Annotated in this window: 11 protein-coding genes; 3 read left to right on the top strand and 8 right to left on the bottom strand. The window is 69.6% G+C overall.

What is annotated here, in order from left to right; genetic code table 11:
• Positions 1–26 precede the first annotated feature (26 nt).
• On the bottom strand, positions 27–3,284 hold the full coding sequence (locus FDA94_RS01540) for a S8 family peptidase (RefSeq protein WP_137245182.1): 3,258 nt from the start codon (positions 3,282–3,284) through the stop codon (positions 27–29).
• A 90-nt stretch (positions 3,285–3,374) separates the two neighbouring features.
• Here FDA94_RS01540 and FDA94_RS01535 point away from each other — a divergent pair, with 90 nt between their 5' ends.
• A complete protein-coding gene (locus FDA94_RS01535) occupies positions 3,375–4,385 on the top strand; it encodes a TrmB family transcriptional regulator (protein ID WP_170990739.1) in 1,011 nt (336 codons plus the stop codon).
• Here the strand turns inward: FDA94_RS01535 and FDA94_RS01530 are convergent.
• The 5 genes from FDA94_RS01530 to FDA94_RS01510 form a co-directional block, all read right to left on the bottom strand.
• The gene (locus FDA94_RS01530) at positions 4,382–5,023 is read right to left on the bottom strand and encodes a response regulator (RefSeq protein ID WP_137245180.1); all 642 of its coding nucleotides are present in this window, start codon (positions 5,021–5,023) and stop codon (positions 4,382–4,384) included. The two genes, FDA94_RS01535 and FDA94_RS01530, sit on opposite strands and share 4 nt — an antisense overlap.
• Positions 5,020–6,108: a sensor histidine kinase gene (locus tag FDA94_RS01525; RefSeq protein ID WP_212735107.1), complete on the bottom strand. Its 1,089-nt coding sequence runs from the start codon at positions 6,106–6,108 to the stop codon at positions 5,020–5,022. The genes FDA94_RS01530 and FDA94_RS01525 overlap by 4 nt, the downstream gene beginning before the upstream one ends.
• Before the next feature lie 10 nt (positions 6,109–6,118).
• On the bottom strand, positions 6,119–6,694 hold the full coding sequence (locus FDA94_RS01520; protein ID WP_137245179.1) for a hypothetical protein: 576 nt from the start codon (positions 6,692–6,694) through the stop codon (positions 6,119–6,121).
• A gap of 155 nt (positions 6,695–6,849) precedes the next feature.
• Positions 6,850–7,878 carry a hypothetical protein gene (locus FDA94_RS01515; RefSeq protein WP_170990738.1) on the bottom strand — a complete coding sequence of 343 codons (1,029 nt, stop codon included), beginning with the start codon at positions 7,876–7,878 and terminating at the stop codon, positions 6,850–6,852.
• A gap of 192 nt (positions 7,879–8,070) precedes the next feature.
• Positions 8,071–10,611 (bottom strand): galactose oxidase early set domain-containing protein, encoded by a 2,541-nt coding sequence (locus tag FDA94_RS01510; protein WP_170990737.1) that lies wholly within the window; start codon positions 10,609–10,611, stop codon positions 8,071–8,073.
• 272 nt (positions 10,612–10,883) lie between these two features.
• On the opposite strand from FDA94_RS01510, the gene FDA94_RS01505 reads away from it, so the two are divergent.
• Positions 10,884–11,744, top strand: a complete 861-nt coding sequence (locus FDA94_RS01505) for an SDR family NAD(P)-dependent oxidoreductase (protein ID WP_137245176.1) — start codon at positions 10,884–10,886, stop codon at positions 11,742–11,744.
• A gap of 10 nt (positions 11,745–11,754) precedes the next feature.
• Positions 11,755–12,240 carry a MerR family transcriptional regulator gene (locus FDA94_RS01500; protein ID WP_137245175.1) on the top strand — a complete coding sequence of 162 codons (486 nt, stop codon included), beginning with the start codon at positions 11,755–11,757 and terminating at the stop codon, positions 12,238–12,240.
• A 20-nt stretch (positions 12,241–12,260) separates the two neighbouring features.
• On the opposite strand, the gene FDA94_RS01495 is transcribed toward FDA94_RS01500, so the two are convergent.
• Positions 12,261–13,199 carry a CPBP family intramembrane glutamic endopeptidase gene (locus FDA94_RS01495; protein WP_137245174.1) on the bottom strand — a complete coding sequence of 313 codons (939 nt, stop codon included), beginning with the start codon at positions 13,197–13,199 and terminating at the stop codon, positions 12,261–12,263.
• 26 nt (positions 13,200–13,225) lie between these two features.
• Complete coding sequence (locus tag FDA94_RS01490; RefSeq protein ID WP_170990736.1) at positions 13,226–13,834, bottom strand: DUF3887 domain-containing protein; 609 nt, start codon at positions 13,832–13,834, stop codon at positions 13,226–13,228.
• Between the last annotated feature and the right edge of the window lie 115 nt (positions 13,835–13,949).

Below are 13,949 nucleotides of genomic sequence, written 5' to 3'. Positions count from 1 at the left end.
CGGGCGGAGCGGCGGGGTTCCCGGGTTCACTTGATCTCGTAGGCCCTGATGACGGTCTCGGCGAAGGCGTTGCCGCCGACGTCGGCGACCTTCACCCGCAGGGAGGCGAAGCGCCCGCGCGCGGTGGCCGGGTGCCTGGTCTCGGCGGCCCAGGCGTCCTTGCCGGCGGCGTGCACCTGCGTCGGCTGCCAGGTGCGGCCGTCGTCATAGGAGATCTCGACGGTCGGCGCGTGCACCTTCAGTCCGGGGGAGGCGTCCTGGCGCTGCAGCGTCAGCGGGATGCGCATCCGGCCGACCTCGGCGCGGTTGCGGTCGTCCAGTTCCGGGCTGATCTTGACCGACAGCAGCGGCAGCACCTGGCGGGTGCCCGGCGCCGGGGTCTTCGAGCGGAACCTCCACTCGGCGTCGACCCGGGTGGAGAACCGGGTCATGGACGCGGCCCGGTCGGCCGTCATGGTGATCCGGTACTGGCTCTCCTTCGTGTCCACGGGCACCTCGACGGTGCCGGGCAGGTACTGGTCTGTGAAGATCTCCTTGCCGTCGCGGTAGAGCGTGGCCCGCGGGTTCTGGTACTCGCCGAAGGAGTACCGTCCCGGCACGGCGTCCTCGAACTGGCCGGTGGCGAACTGGAGGTAGCCGTCCTCACGCCACGAATCGTTGCCGGGGTTCAGCGAGGCGGCGAAGACGCCGGAGTTCCAGCGGTCGGACGTCTTCTGGCCCGCCCGGAAGGACGTCATCTGGCCGAAGAAGAACTGGTCGATGTTGTCCCAGGCGTCCAGGGCCTTGTACTGGATGAACGATGGGTACCAGGTGGTCTCGCCCGGCGTGAAGTACTCGGTGCGGCGGAACGGCAACGGGAACGTGGACAGCGAGCCGTAGGGCATCCACGCCAGTTCCTTGCCGTACAGGACGGGAAGGGCGAAGCGCTCGCCGTGCTTGCCGTCCTGCTGGGTGGCGTACGTCGAGGTGACCTCGGCGAGGTCGTGGCGGCGCGGCCGGTATCCCGGGTCGGCGGGGATGCCCGGCTCGGCCTTCATCAGGTGGTACCAGTACGGGCTGGCGTCGTAGCCGTCGCCGTTCGGCTTGGCCCACTGCGTCCACCGGTAGTAGGCGAACTTCTTGCTCACCATGCGCCCCGAGGGGATGGCCTTGATCCCCTCGACGCGGTCGGCGTCGCGGGCCAGGTCGACGTCCACGCCGAAGGGCTGTTTGCCCTCGACGAGCTGGAGCATGCCGAGCATGCCCATGGCCAGCCGGGCCGTCGGCTCCTGCGTCCGCACGTCCACCGGCCGGGCCGCGCGGGCGTCGGCGGCGATGACGCGGTCGGCGGTGAGGGTGAACTCGGGGTCGGCGGCCATCACGAGCGTGCCGTCGTGGTCGAGCATGAGCGTGACGACCGTGTAGCGGCCGCCCTTCGGCAGCTTGAGGTCCAGGCTGCCGCCGGAGACGTCGAAGTTGGTCTGCTCCTTGGCGTCCAGGTCGATGACACCGGCGAACGCGGCCGAGGCGGGCTTGCGGTCCGAGCCGGTGAAGGTCAGCTTGACCCGCCGCTTCTCCGGTTCGACCCGCATGCCGATGCCGGTACGCACCGACACCCCGTCGCCGGTGGCGATGACGGTGCCGCTGTAGCGGCCGATCGCGGACGCCTCCGAGGTCACCTCGACCTGCGCGGTGCCGTGCGCGGGCACGTCCACCGTGGTGGCGCTGAGCGTGAACGGCGTCACCGCCGCGCCTTGTCCGTCCTTGGCGACGACGCTCAGGTTCAGCCGCACGGCGGCGTCTCCGTCGTTGCGGTAGGTGAGCGTGCGCTTGGCGGGCGCGACGGGCAGCTCGAAGTCGCCCATGGTCAGCGCCGTGGGCTCGGAGGTGACCTGCTGGGTCACCGCGCGGGCGACGTCCACCCGGCCCGAGCCCTGGACGTAGGCGCCCAGTTCCTCGCCGGGGGCGGTGGAGGCCATGAGGGCGGCCTTGATGCGGTCGGCCTTCCAATCGGGGTGCAGCCCGGCCAGGATCGCCGCCGCGCCCGTCACGTGCGGCGTGGCCATCGAGGTGCCGTCCATCGAGGTGTACGAGTCGCTCCCGGCCAGGGCCGCCACGATGCCCACGCCGGGGGCGATCAGGTCGGGCTTGACCGCGCCGTCGTCGACGCGGGGGCCGGTGCTGCTGAAGCCGGCCACGACGTCGGCGTCACGGTAGGACGCGCCGACCGACAGCGCCCGGTCGGCGCTGCTCGGCGAGCCGAGCGTCTGCGGCCCGGAGTTGCCCGAGGCGGCGACGAACAGCGTGCCGTACTTCTCCGTCAGGGAGTCGACGGCCTGCTCCAGCGGGTCGTCGCCGGGCGCGTCGGGGCTGCCGAGGCTGAGGTTGGCGACCCGGGCGCCGTTCTCCGCCGCCCACGTCATGGCCTCGATGATGCCCGAGTCGGGGCAGTCGCCGCTCTGCTCGCAGACCTTGCCGATCATCAGTTTCGCGCCCGGGGCGACGCCCTTGTGCGTGCCGCCCGAGGCCGCGCCGGAGCCCGCGATGGTCGAGGCGACGTGGGTGCCGTGCCCGTTCAGGTCACGGACGTCGGGCTCGGAGGTGAAGTTGGCGGTCTTGACGACCAAGCCCTGGAGGTCGGGGTGGTCGGGGTCGTAGCCGCTGTCGAGCACGGCCACGCTGACGTCCTTGCCGGTGTGCCCGGCCGCCCACGCCTGGGGCGCGCCGATGTGCGGGACGCTGACGTCCAGCGAGAGCTTGGCCTTGCCGTCCAGCCAGATCTTCTCGGGCGCGGCGGCGGCCCTGGCCTCGGCGGTCAGCGACTTCCAGAGGGTGCCCGCCGCGGCGCGGGGCTCACGCTGAGCCATCGCGTCGATCGCGGTCAGCGGGCGTCCGCCGGCGACGCGCAGAGCGGAGACGTCGGCGCCGTAGGTGACGATCAGCGGGAGCGCGGGGCTGGCGGCGTCGTCGTACCCGAAGGCGGCGAGCTGGGTGACGTTGAACAGCCGGGGGTCGAGCCGGCCTTCGGCCAGCAGGGGCATCGCGTCGACGGGGACGACGCTGAGGCCGTCCTGGCCGCGCCGGTGCACGAAGGTGATCTTCTCCCGGCCGGGGCCCGGCTTGACGTCGAGCTGGGTCTGCTTGTCGGGGAGCGGGCGGAGGGTGACCGTGTCCCCGGTGATGAGGGTGATCGTCTTGGGGGGTACCCGCCCGGGTTCGGGGGCGGCGGGAGTCGCCTGAACAGGGGCGGCGGTCGCTACCAGCGCTGATATCAGAACGCCGGTGAGGAGAGTTCGCTGTAGCACGACCAGATTTCTAACTGTCTGTTAACACTGGTGCCAATGGTGCTCGTGTGGCCTATTGCGGCAGCCGCCGGAAATGGCCATGATCTCCCCATGCTTGAAGTGCTGGGCATCAGCGCGTTCGACGAACGGATCTACCGGGCGGTGCTGGCCTCTCCCGGCATCACGCTGCAGGAGCTCGTCGCCAGGAGCGGCGAGAGCTCGGGCCGCATCCAGTCCTCGCTGACGAGACTCCAGTCCAAGGGCCTGGTCAACCGGCTGTGGGGCCGCTCACCCCGCTGGACCGCGACCAACCCGGGGACCGCGATCCGTTCTCTCGTCCGTTGTTTCCAGGGCGAACTCGACCGCGTCACCGACACGGCCGACGAGCTGGAGACCGCCTTCCGCGCCGTCGGCCAGGATCCGGACGACATCGGCCACTTCGAGGTGCTGGCCGGTCCGGAGGTGCTCGCCCGGTGGTATCGCCAGGTGCAGCAGGAGGCCAAGGACGAGGTGCTCACCTTCGACCGCCCGCCGTACGTGCTGGACTACCGCAACCCCCTCCAGAGCGACCGCCTGCGCGACGGCGTCCGCTACCGCACCATCTACGCGCCGGAGGCCTTCCAGCACGAGGGCGCGCTCGACCAGCTGGACACCATGCTCAAGGTGGGCGAGCAGGCGCGGGTGCTGCCCGGCCTGCCGTTCAAGATGGTGCTCGCCGATCAGCGGGTGGCGATCATGCCGCTGCACCTCCACCTGCACCAGCCGTTGAGCCGCAGTGTGCTGATCAGGGGATCCACCATGGTGGTCGCCCTGGTCGAGCTGTTCGAGCGCATGTGGCGCGAAGCGGTGCCGATGTACCCGCAGGCCACCCCGCCCGACTCCACGCCCGGGCCGGTCGGCGACCCCGCGCCGGAGGAGGACGGGGAGCGCATGGATCTCGACCTGGAGGACCGCCGCCTGCTGGCCTTGCTGGCGGCCGGGCTCAAGGACGACGCCATCGCCCGCCAGTTCGGCACCAGCCCGCGCAGCCTCCGCCGCAAGCTGCGCCACCTCTTCGACGAGCTCAACGCCGAGACCCGGTTCCAGGCGGGCGTCCAGGCCCGCCGGCGGGGCCTGGTCTAGGGAAGCAGACCGTGGTCGCGGGCGTAGACCGCCGCCTGGGTGCGGTCGCGCAGGCCGAGGCGCTGGAGGATGCGCGAGATGTGATTCTTCACCGTGCCCTCGCTGAGGTAGAGCCGGTCGGCGATCTCCCGGTTCGACGCCCCGCCGGCCACCAGCCGCAGCACGTCGAGCTCCCGCGCCGTCAGCGGCACCGGCGCCTCCGGGGCACGGGCGCCGCCGGTCGCCACCAGGCGGGCGGTGACCGCCGGGTCGAGCTGGGTGACCCCGGCGCGCGCGAGCCGCACGGCCGCCGCCAGTTCCCGTGCCGGGAGGTCTTTCAGCAGGTAGCCGGTGGCGCCTGCGCGGAGGGCCTGGAGGACGTACTCCTCGTCGTCGAACGTCGTCAGCATGACCACCCGGATCTCGGGTGCGCTCTCGCGGAGCGCGGCGACCGCGCGCACCCCGTCCATGCGCGGCATCCGCACGTCCATCAGCACGATGTCGGGCCGCAGGGCGACCGCCTGCTCGACCGCCTCGTGGCCGTCGGCCGCCGTGCCGACCACGGTGATGCCGGGTTGCACGCCGAGCAGCGAGGCGATGGCCTCCCTGATCAGCCCCTGGTCGTCGACGACCAGCACCCGCACCGGCTCGTCGCTCACGGCGCGGCCCTCCGGGGGATGGTGACGGTCAGCCGGGTGCCCCCGCCGGGCGGGCTGCCGATGTCGACCCGGCCACCGGCGAGCTCGACCCGTTCGCGCATGCCGAGCAGGCCGTACCCCTCGCTCTCGGGCGCGAAGCCCCGCCCGTCGTCACTGACCACCAGCTCCGCGCCCCGCGGGTCGAGCGACGCGGCGACCGACACGCGCGTGGCGCGGGCGTGCCGCCGGGCGTTCGTGATGCCCTCCTGTGCCGCCCGGTAGAGGGCCCGCAACGCCGCCGGATCATGGCCGCCCTCCTCGCCGGAGAACTCCAGGACCACATCCGGCTGGCCTTCGACCAGGGCGGACAGGGCCTCTTCGAGGCTGAAGGACTCGCGCAGGGTGCGTACCGAGCGCCGCACGTCCTCCAGCGCCCGCCGCGCGGAGCCGTGCGCGTCCGCGACCGCCCGGTCGGCCGCCCCGGCGTCGAGGTCACGGAACGCGGTGGCCTTCTCCAGCAGCACCACGATCGCGGTCAGGTGGTGCCCGAGATCGTCGTGGATGTCCCTGGCCACCCGGTTGCGCTCGGCCGTGGCCGACAGTTCGGCGACCGCCGCCGCCGAGGCGGCCAGTTCCATCCGTGCCCTGCGCTCCTCGGCCGCCACCGCCGCCATGGTCACCGCGAGGACCAGCCCCACGCAGAACATCAGCAGGTCGGATACCTGCCCGGCGTCGGCGAGCCAGTGCGGGTCGTGGATCGTGCCGGCCGCCGCGAAGACCACGACGCACCCCACGGCGAGCGCCACGGAGACCGTCCGCCCGAACGCGAAGTACGCAGTGAACGGCACCAGCACGAACAACACCCGCGACAGCCCGGCTCCGTCGGCCGACGCGACCAGCGTGAACAACCCCACCCGCAGGGCCAGCAGCAGCACCGGATCGATCCGCCGCTCGAACCGGTCGAGGACGGCCAGCGCCGCCAGCCCCGCCACGAACGGGACCGGCCGGGTGTCGCCCAGCCCGGCCAGCCAGGCGTACAGACCCGCGATGAGGACCGCGCCGTAGAGCACCGGCGACACCCACGGCACCGGACGAGACAGGGCCATGCCCGAAAGACTACGGTCGGTCCGCATACGGCCGCACTGATCTCCGCACCGACAGCGACAACCAGATGAGCGTCGCGCCGACCAGGACGTGCAGCAGGCTCGTCAGCGCGCCGTCCGGCAACGACGCGCCGAGCGCGAGCGCCGTCAGCGTGACGCCGTACCCGGCGGCGGGCACCCGCGGGAAGACGCCCGCCCGCAGCATCGCCACCGAGAACAGGACCGTGCCGACCACGAACACCGCCGTCCCGCCCAGCAGGACGATCTTCGTCGGCCCCAGGAGCAACTCCCGCGTCACCGCGTCGTCGAGGAAGAAGACGACCAGGTTGAGCGCGAAGGCGATGCCGGCGAAGAGGCTGAGCCCGATCATGTTGACGGCGTACGCGACCTCGCCGAACCGCCCGGAGACCTCGCTCTGCCGCAGGTGGAAGGCCGTGAGCGCGGGCGGCCCGAAGGCGACCCCGAGACCGATGACGAGACTGGTGACCGTCGTCTCGCCGGTGAACGCCTCGACGGCGCCGGGGACGCCGACCGACAGGCCCATGACGACGCCGCAGAGGGCGCCGAACCGAAGCAGGGGAGAGGGCATGCGAGAACTCCTTGACCGAAGGGATTCCGACGGTAGGAGCGGTGACTTTTCCGGATAAGTGCCGCCGGTCATGGTGACGTCACGACTTCGGCGACCCTGGTCATGTGCCGTCACCGACGTCGAGGAGGACGGCCTCGACGCGTTCGAGCGGACCTTCAGCGGTAGAGCCCCCCTTCCGCCACCTCACCCTGGATGATCGCGTCCTCCTGCCGCAGCCGCCGGTCGGCTTCTTCGTCTTCCTGTTTCTCCGCCTCGGCGCGCTTGAAGCGGCGGCGGGCCATTTCCCACAGCCTCTCGTAGGACACCTCGGAAAGGCCGGAGACGTCACCCATGAAACACTCGGCGATCTCCTCGACCTTGTCCGCCAGCATTCCCGTCGGGGTGAACCGCGTCTCGTAGGCCCCCATGGCGGTGCCGTCGCCTCCGAGGTAGAAGAGGTTCCGGTTGCGCTCTGGAGCGACCCGGGGAATCCACGTGAAGAAGAAGGTGTAGGTGGGTTCGTGCTCCGAGGTCAGCGAACTGATGTCCAGGGTGTAAAGGACCCAGCGGCATTCGTCGGCCGGAAGTCCCGCGAGGAACTCGTCGTGGGCCACCGCGAGATCGCCGGTCTGTGCCACATCGTGCATGAAAAGACGATTGAGCTTGAAAATGACGTGCCCGTAGGTATCCCTCTCGTTTTCGTCGTTGCTCCGGAGCTCGAAGAGCAGCTCCTGCGCCTTCCCGGCGAACCGGCCGATGGAGATGTCGTGATCCGGCAGCTCCAGGTGGCGCGGGTGACCTGCCGCCGCCAGCCGGTTCACCAGCGCCTCATGGGACGCCTCGGCGGGCCCGGAGACCGTGGTGGAGACGACCACGACGTCGAATTCTTGCGAGAGCAGGCCACTGGACCGTTCGTACAGCGCTCTCTGCGCTTCGGGTGCGGCGGGGGGCAGCCAGGTGAAGAAGACGGGCTCGAAACTGCACAGGGCGCCGTAGGAGCCGAGGTCCATTTCACACAGGCCCCACCGGCATTCGTCGGCCGGCAGGCTCGCGAGGAAATCGTCGTAGCCGTCACCGCTCTTTTCCGGGACGATCGTCGAACCGTCGTCGTCGATCTTGTAGATCACATAGTCGACGCTTCGGTCGTCGACCATGTCGGAGTACGCGGACATCACTTCGGCGGCGAGATCAAGGTTCTGGGACATGCCATCTCCTTTCGCGGCTCGCCCCACGCTAAGGGCGCCCCCACACCCTTGGAAGATCACAAATCTGTGGCCGTCCGCGACATTGCCAACCGAATTCCGGCGGAAATGCACGCCAGCATGACCGGCGCCGGTGACGGCTCCGCACAGATATTGACTCAGGTCCGCCATGTGCGTCTTGGAGGCGCGTAGTCGTCACCGGCCGATGCGGATGAACACCCCTTTGGACGGCACCCTGTCCTGCGTACACGCGTACAACAGGTAATAGCCGGGGACGGCGACGACGGTGGACGGAATCTTGACGGAGTAGCGGCCGGGTTCCACCTCATGAGCGATCAGGCCGATGTAACGCTGGTCAGAATTGAAGGCGTGGGTCGCACTGCCGCACCGAACGAGCGCGAGGCGGTCGATCGGTTCCACACCGCGTACATCGACGTTGAGCGTCTGGCCGTTGGACACCCTGTCAGGCACATTGAGGAGGCGTGGCCGGTTCCGGCAGACGTACCAGGGTTCGTAGATCTCCAGGTTCAGACGGCGCACTTCCTGGCCGCCGGGCTTGGCGTCGATGTTGCCGCCACCGGTGAACACCCGGCCGTCGGGCATCAGAAGCGCGGTCGAGTGGTAGTTGCGCGGGACGCCCGCTCTCGGGAAGGCGTTCTGGTCCCATTCCCAGCCGGCGCCGACGTTTTTGAGGATCTCCGGCTCAAGAACAGCCGTGTCGTCGTCCGCGCCGTCCTCCACCCCGTTGCAGAGGAGCACCTCGCCGCTGGGCAGCAGCACCAGGTTGCTGTTGAAGCGCGCCCGCGCGTTCGACTGGCCACGCGGGCCCAGTACTGTCCACTGCGGGGCGGAGACGGGCGCGGCCGGCGTGCCGAGATCGATGGTCCAGCCGGAGGTCCGACCTGCACCGCCCGCCAGCAGCACCTGGAACCGAAACCCCTCCTCCTCCAGCAGCGGCAGTAGCGTGGCGGGCATGTTGAAGCCCTCGTAGGCGTCCCATCTGGGGATGCCCGCGGGGGGCCGGGAGTTGCGCGTCCAGTTGACGCCTGCGGCGGGGCCTGCCCAGCTCGCGCTCGCACGCGGCAATTGGGGTGGATCTGACAGTTCGGCGGCGATGGGAGTCGCACTGAACACCTCTCCGCGGGGGCCGCTGAAGATGCGCGGGTAGAGATAGCCGGCGAGCGGCGGGACGGCGGCGGGCGGCTCACGCCGGATGTCGATGGCGTCTGTGTCACCCAGTTGCGTCCAGCCGTCGCCTGCCCATACCTCCATCGTGTTGTTCTGGTGGCGGACTGCGTCGGCGTCATCCGGATGCCCGGACAGCGCGAGAACGATTCCGTTGTGCAGGGTGAGCAGCGTCGGATACCACCGGCCGCCCTTCATGGGTTGCTCCCGGCTCCAGTGCGGCTTCCCCTCGCCCGGCCGCGGGTTGAACATCCACGCGTCCTTCAGACCGCCGAAATGACCGCCGTGCGGGTCGGGGCTGTCCGTCGGCCAGCTCTCCGTACCACCGGCGACGAGCAGACGTCCATCGGACAGGAAGGCGTGTCCCGAGCAGAAGACATCTGATGTGGGGGCGTCGATCTTCTTCAGGGTCAGGGACGCACAGTCGAACAGCTCGCATTGGTTGACGTCTTGGAGGTCAGTGGGCTTGCTGTGCTTGTCACCACTGAAGATCACGATCTTGCCGGTATTGGTCAGCGCGACGTGAATGGCGAAGGACTTGGCGAGCAGATCCTTGCCCTTTTCGTCCTCTACCCGGAACCAGCGTCCACCCGCGAAAGTCACCCGACGACCACGTGACACCGGGCTGACGATGCCGCAGAGTTCTTGCCGCGCGGTGAGCGTCGCGCCGGCGGGGAGGGCGATGTCCACGGGCATGCTGGCAGCGCCTGCTTGCCAGCGGCCGATCTCGGTGCCGTTGGCCATCAAGATGACCGTCGCCGCCGGCTTGAGCCTGCTCAGTGTCAGCTTCTGCGCGGTCTTGCACATCGGCCCGTCGATCCGCGGCGGCAGAAGCGACTGCAGTTTCACCACCTCGCCGGTATCCGCCTGGCTGTGGGACTTACACAGTTGAAAGATCTGATCGGTCTCGAAGCGCTCCCCGAGTTGCAGGGGCGCAATGCGGATGCTCATGGTGGAATGCGCCACTGGGGAGTCGAAGACCGTCGAACCCTCACGCCGTAGCCGCAGGACCGCGCCCGGCACGATCCCGGTCACCGTGACGAGTCCGACGCATTCTTCCAGTGGCTCGACGAGACTCGGCGTAGGAAGTTGCTGGTCGTCGTTCCAGGGGGGAGTGGTCGGCATGCCGCTGATGGTCGACACTGTGGCCGGACTTCCACATATGCGTTGCCGGACTTCCACCTTCTGGCCCGACCCCACTCGTTCTCCGGCGTCAAAGGTGATGGTGACTTCGTCGGTGGCAGCCTGTGCGTGGCCGAGGAGCACTCCACCCTGCAGGACCTCCAGTTCGCCTCCCGGGCAACACCCCTGCACATGGAGAGCCTGCGCACAGACGAACGGCGTGGTGAAGGCGACCTTGCCGTTGAACGCCTTCTCGACGATCTCTCCACGTTCTGACCGCGGGCTTTCGGGCTCCCCGGGACGCTGCTGAGTTGCCCGGAGCAACTGGTTCGGCACCAACCGGGACTGGTCGACCGCGACAAAGGTGTCGGCCCAATCCACCGTGGTGTCGGCGATGGGATGGGGGTCGCTCCCGATATAGATCCGCACCCGGGAGCCCGAAAACTGTCCCATGACCCGGACGGCTCGACTGCAAGTGGAGACTGGACCGACTACGGCCGGCGGCGACGATGGCATGGAAGATCCTCGTTTATGGCTACTCTAAGGCAGGTGACCACTACCCAAGGTAACGAACCTCCGAACCCCGACCAGCCGTAGTGATCGCTTGCCTGCTGGGGTGAGTGAACACCCTCAAGCGCCGGAGCGGGCACCGCGTTGGGGGATTTGCGTTCGAGCGCGCTCGAAGGCATAGCGTCCCCGCCATGACGACACAGACCTGGATCATCACCGGCGCGTCCCGCGGGTTCGGACGCGCACTGGCGGAGTCGGCGCTCGCGGCGGGCGACCGCGTGGTGGCGGCGGTGCGCCGGCCCGAGAGTGTCGCCGATCTGGAGGCCGAGTACCCGGACGACTGCCTGATCGCGACGTTCGACGCCCGGGACGTCGCCGCGGCCGCGGACCTCGTGCGCGCCACCCTCGACCGCTTCGGTCAGCTCGATGTGCTGGTCAACAACGCGGGCCGGGCCGTGGTCGGAGCGGTCGAGGAGGTCGGTGACGCGCAGTTGCGCGAGTTGATGGAGCTGCACCTGTTCGGCCCGGCCGCGCTCGTCCGGGCGGCGCTGCCCCCGATGCGTGAGCGGGGCACCGGGACGATCGTGCAGATGAGCAGCCAGGGCGGGCGGACGTCGTTCCCCGGCGTGTCGGCGTACTCCGCGTCGAAGTTCGCCCTCGAAGGCTGGTCCGAGGCCTTGGCCGGGGAGGTCGCGCCGTTCGGGATCCGGGTGATGCTCGTCGAGCCCAGCCGGTTCAGGACCGGTTTCAACGGGGGCGACGTGCTCGAGTTCGCCGAGCCGTCCGCGACCTACCGTGACGTGCTCGCCGGCGTCCGCGCGGACATGGCCGGAACCGACGGCCGTCAGGAAGGTGACCCGGCGCGGGCGGCCGAGATCATCGTGTCCCTCGCGCACGCCGACGAGGTGCCGCTGCGGCTGCCGCTGGGGCGCGAGGCGGTCGAGCGTATCTCGCGTGCCTACCGGCAGGGCTTGGACGAGGTCGAGCAGTGGGCCGAGACCGCCCGCAGCGCCGACTTCGAGGGTGTCTCCGCATCGGTACGGCCCATCTAGGCTCGGGGTCATGGCCACCGACGATCTGATGACCAGGGCGCTCGAAGCGCTGGGGGACGACGGTCCGGTGTCGGTCGAGGCGATCCATGACCTCGCCGACCTGGCCGATCTGCCCGAGACGATGACGATCGCCGAGGTCGCCGATCTCCTCGACATCTCGCCCCACACCCTGCGCTACTACGAGCGGGCCGGGCTGGTCGAGGTGGCCCGCGACGGTCATGGTCATCGCGTCTACGACGCCGGAGCGGTCCGGCGCCTGGTGTTCCTCACCCGGATGCGGCTGTCCGGTATGCCGATGCGTGACCTGCAGCACTACATCGCGCTCGTCGACGCCGGAGGGCACACAGTGCCGGAGCGGCTCGATGTACTGGTCGAACATCGCGACACCCTCCGCCGCCGGATCCGTGAGCTGACCCTTTCCCTCACGGCGGTCGAATACAAGATCGCCACGTACGGGGGCTCGACCGGGGCGGACGAGCCGCTGCCCGGGCTGTAGGAGGGCCCGGGGCTTCCTGGTCAGCCTGTGGTTTCGGTGAGCCGGACTGCACGGTCATGGTGCTTCGCGGGAGCGAACTGTCCCGTGGCGATCAGGATCACGACGAGCGCGAGCGGCACGATCCACCCGCTCCAGCCGAGGATCGTCGCCTGCGTGGTGTCGACGTGCTCGCCGGCTTTGGCGAAGAGGAGGTAGGTCCCGCCCGCCCCGTTGAAGGCGGCATGGGCGAGGGCCGCGGGCCACACGGACCCCGATCGGAGCCGCAGCCAGCCGAAGACCGCGCCGACCAGGATGCACATGCCGACCATCGCGGTCAGGCCGAGCCAGCCCGGCGTATCCGGGTAGTTGTACCCGAGGAGAATCAGCGGAGCGTGCCACAGTCCCCAGATCACGCCCGAGATCAGGAGGGCCGGGAGCGTGCCGAGCGGCATCAGTTTCGGCAGCAGCCATCCTCGCCACCCGAGTTCCTCGCCCAGCGCCGGGATGAGGTTGATGAGCGCCGCCAAGGGGAGCGTGGCGAGCTGGATGAGGATGAGCGCGCCGATCGGTATCGGGATGTCGGCCACTCCCGCGGCGCTCGCCTGCTGGTCGAGGACCTGCCGGAACCCGGAGAAGTTCACGAAATCGGCCGGGTAGACCCCCAGCAGCGCGCCGACCGGGAGCGCCGCCAGGACGAGCGCGATGGACACGACGATGCCCAGCGCCGCGTGGCCGAGCAGGCTCCGGACCGGTCGCAGCGGCCACAGTCCGAGCGTCCACGACTTCTGCCGCGGCCGCTCGACGAAGAACACGACGACGAGGGCGGCGATCGCGGGGGTCGTCATCGTGGCGGCGGCCACGAGGGTGAACCGGGGGTCGGCGAGTCCGTCGCCGAACCAGAGCGGGAGCGCGAGGAGCCAGGCGAGCGCGAACGCCAGGGCGGTGAACACTCCGATGGATCGCAGATCGCGGCTGCTCACGCGGGATCCGGCCGGAGATTCGATGGTCACGGCGTCTGCCTTTGGAGGATGTGCAGGCCGGCGATGGTGCGGTCGTCGCGGAACGCGATCCGTACCGTGTAGTCACCCGCCTCCAGCGCGAGCGGCGTGTTCGTGATCGTCACGTCGCCGGCCCGGGTGACCTCGGGCTCTCCACGTCCCTCGAAAGCCCCCGACATGCCGACGATCTGCGCCCACGCGGCCGCGAGCGCGTCCTCCGACAGGCCGTCGCGCATGCTGGGATCGAACCGCGCGGTGACCCGCGCCCATTGCCCGGATGCGAGGTCCTCGATCACCGAGGCGGCCAGTTCGGCGACGCCGGGGAGGGGCGTGGTGTTCATGGGTTCTCCTGTTCTCGGATCGATCGGTTTGCCGTAGCGCTGGAACGCCGCCTGCCGGCTCACGCCGAGCGCATCACCGATGACCTGCCACGTGGCGCCGTTCTGGCGTGCCTGCTGCACGACGGCACGCACGACGTCGTCGGCGGCCGCCTGCATGCTCAGGGCGCGCACGATCGAGTCGGCCCAGTCGTCGCTGCTCGTCAGGACACGGGAGGCGAGGAACGCCTCCGTGCGCGCTTTCAAAGCCCGCACCGCCTCTGTCAACATCTCTTGCATGCGTAAAGCATAGCTTTACAAATCTGCTATACGTCAAGGCAAGCTTGCGGGGATCATCTGGCCGGGCAGACCCGTGACGCAGCTGAGGGCGAGCACGTATGTGCTCGCCCTCAGC

This window comes from Herbidospora galbida (assembly GCF_005233835.1).
Lineage (GTDB): Bacteria > Actinomycetota > Actinomycetes > Streptosporangiales > Streptosporangiaceae > Herbidospora > Herbidospora galbida.
The sequence above is the reverse complement of the archived record's forward strand: the minus strand, read 5'-3'. Positions and strand labels throughout refer to the sequence as shown.

What these genes read in the sequence shown, in the direction of transcription:
- FDA94_RS01535 (WP_170990739.1), top strand. Translation starts at nt 3,375, where the DNA reads ATGCTTGAAGTGCTGGGCATCAGCGCGTTCGACGAACGGATCTACCGG.
- FDA94_RS01520 (WP_137245179.1), bottom strand. Translation starts at nt 6,694, where the DNA reads ATGCCCTCTCCCCTGCTTCGGTTCGGCGCCCTCTGCGGCGTCGTCATG.
- FDA94_RS01525 (WP_212735107.1), bottom strand. Translation starts at nt 6,108, where the DNA reads ATGGCCCTGTCTCGTCCGGTGCCGTGGGTGTCGCCGGTGCTCTACGGC.
- FDA94_RS01515 (WP_170990738.1), bottom strand. Translation starts at nt 7,878, where the DNA reads ATGTCCCAGAACCTTGATCTCGCCGCCGAAGTGATGTCCGCGTACTCC.
- FDA94_RS01490 (WP_170990736.1), bottom strand. Translation starts at nt 13,834, where the DNA reads ATGCAAGAGATGTTGACAGAGGCGGTGCGGGCTTTGAAAGCGCGCACG.
- FDA94_RS01500 (WP_137245175.1), top strand. Translation starts at nt 11,755, where the DNA reads ATGGCCACCGACGATCTGATGACCAGGGCGCTCGAAGCGCTGGGGGAC.
- FDA94_RS01505 (WP_137245176.1), top strand. Translation starts at nt 10,884, where the DNA reads ATGACGACACAGACCTGGATCATCACCGGCGCGTCCCGCGGGTTCGGA.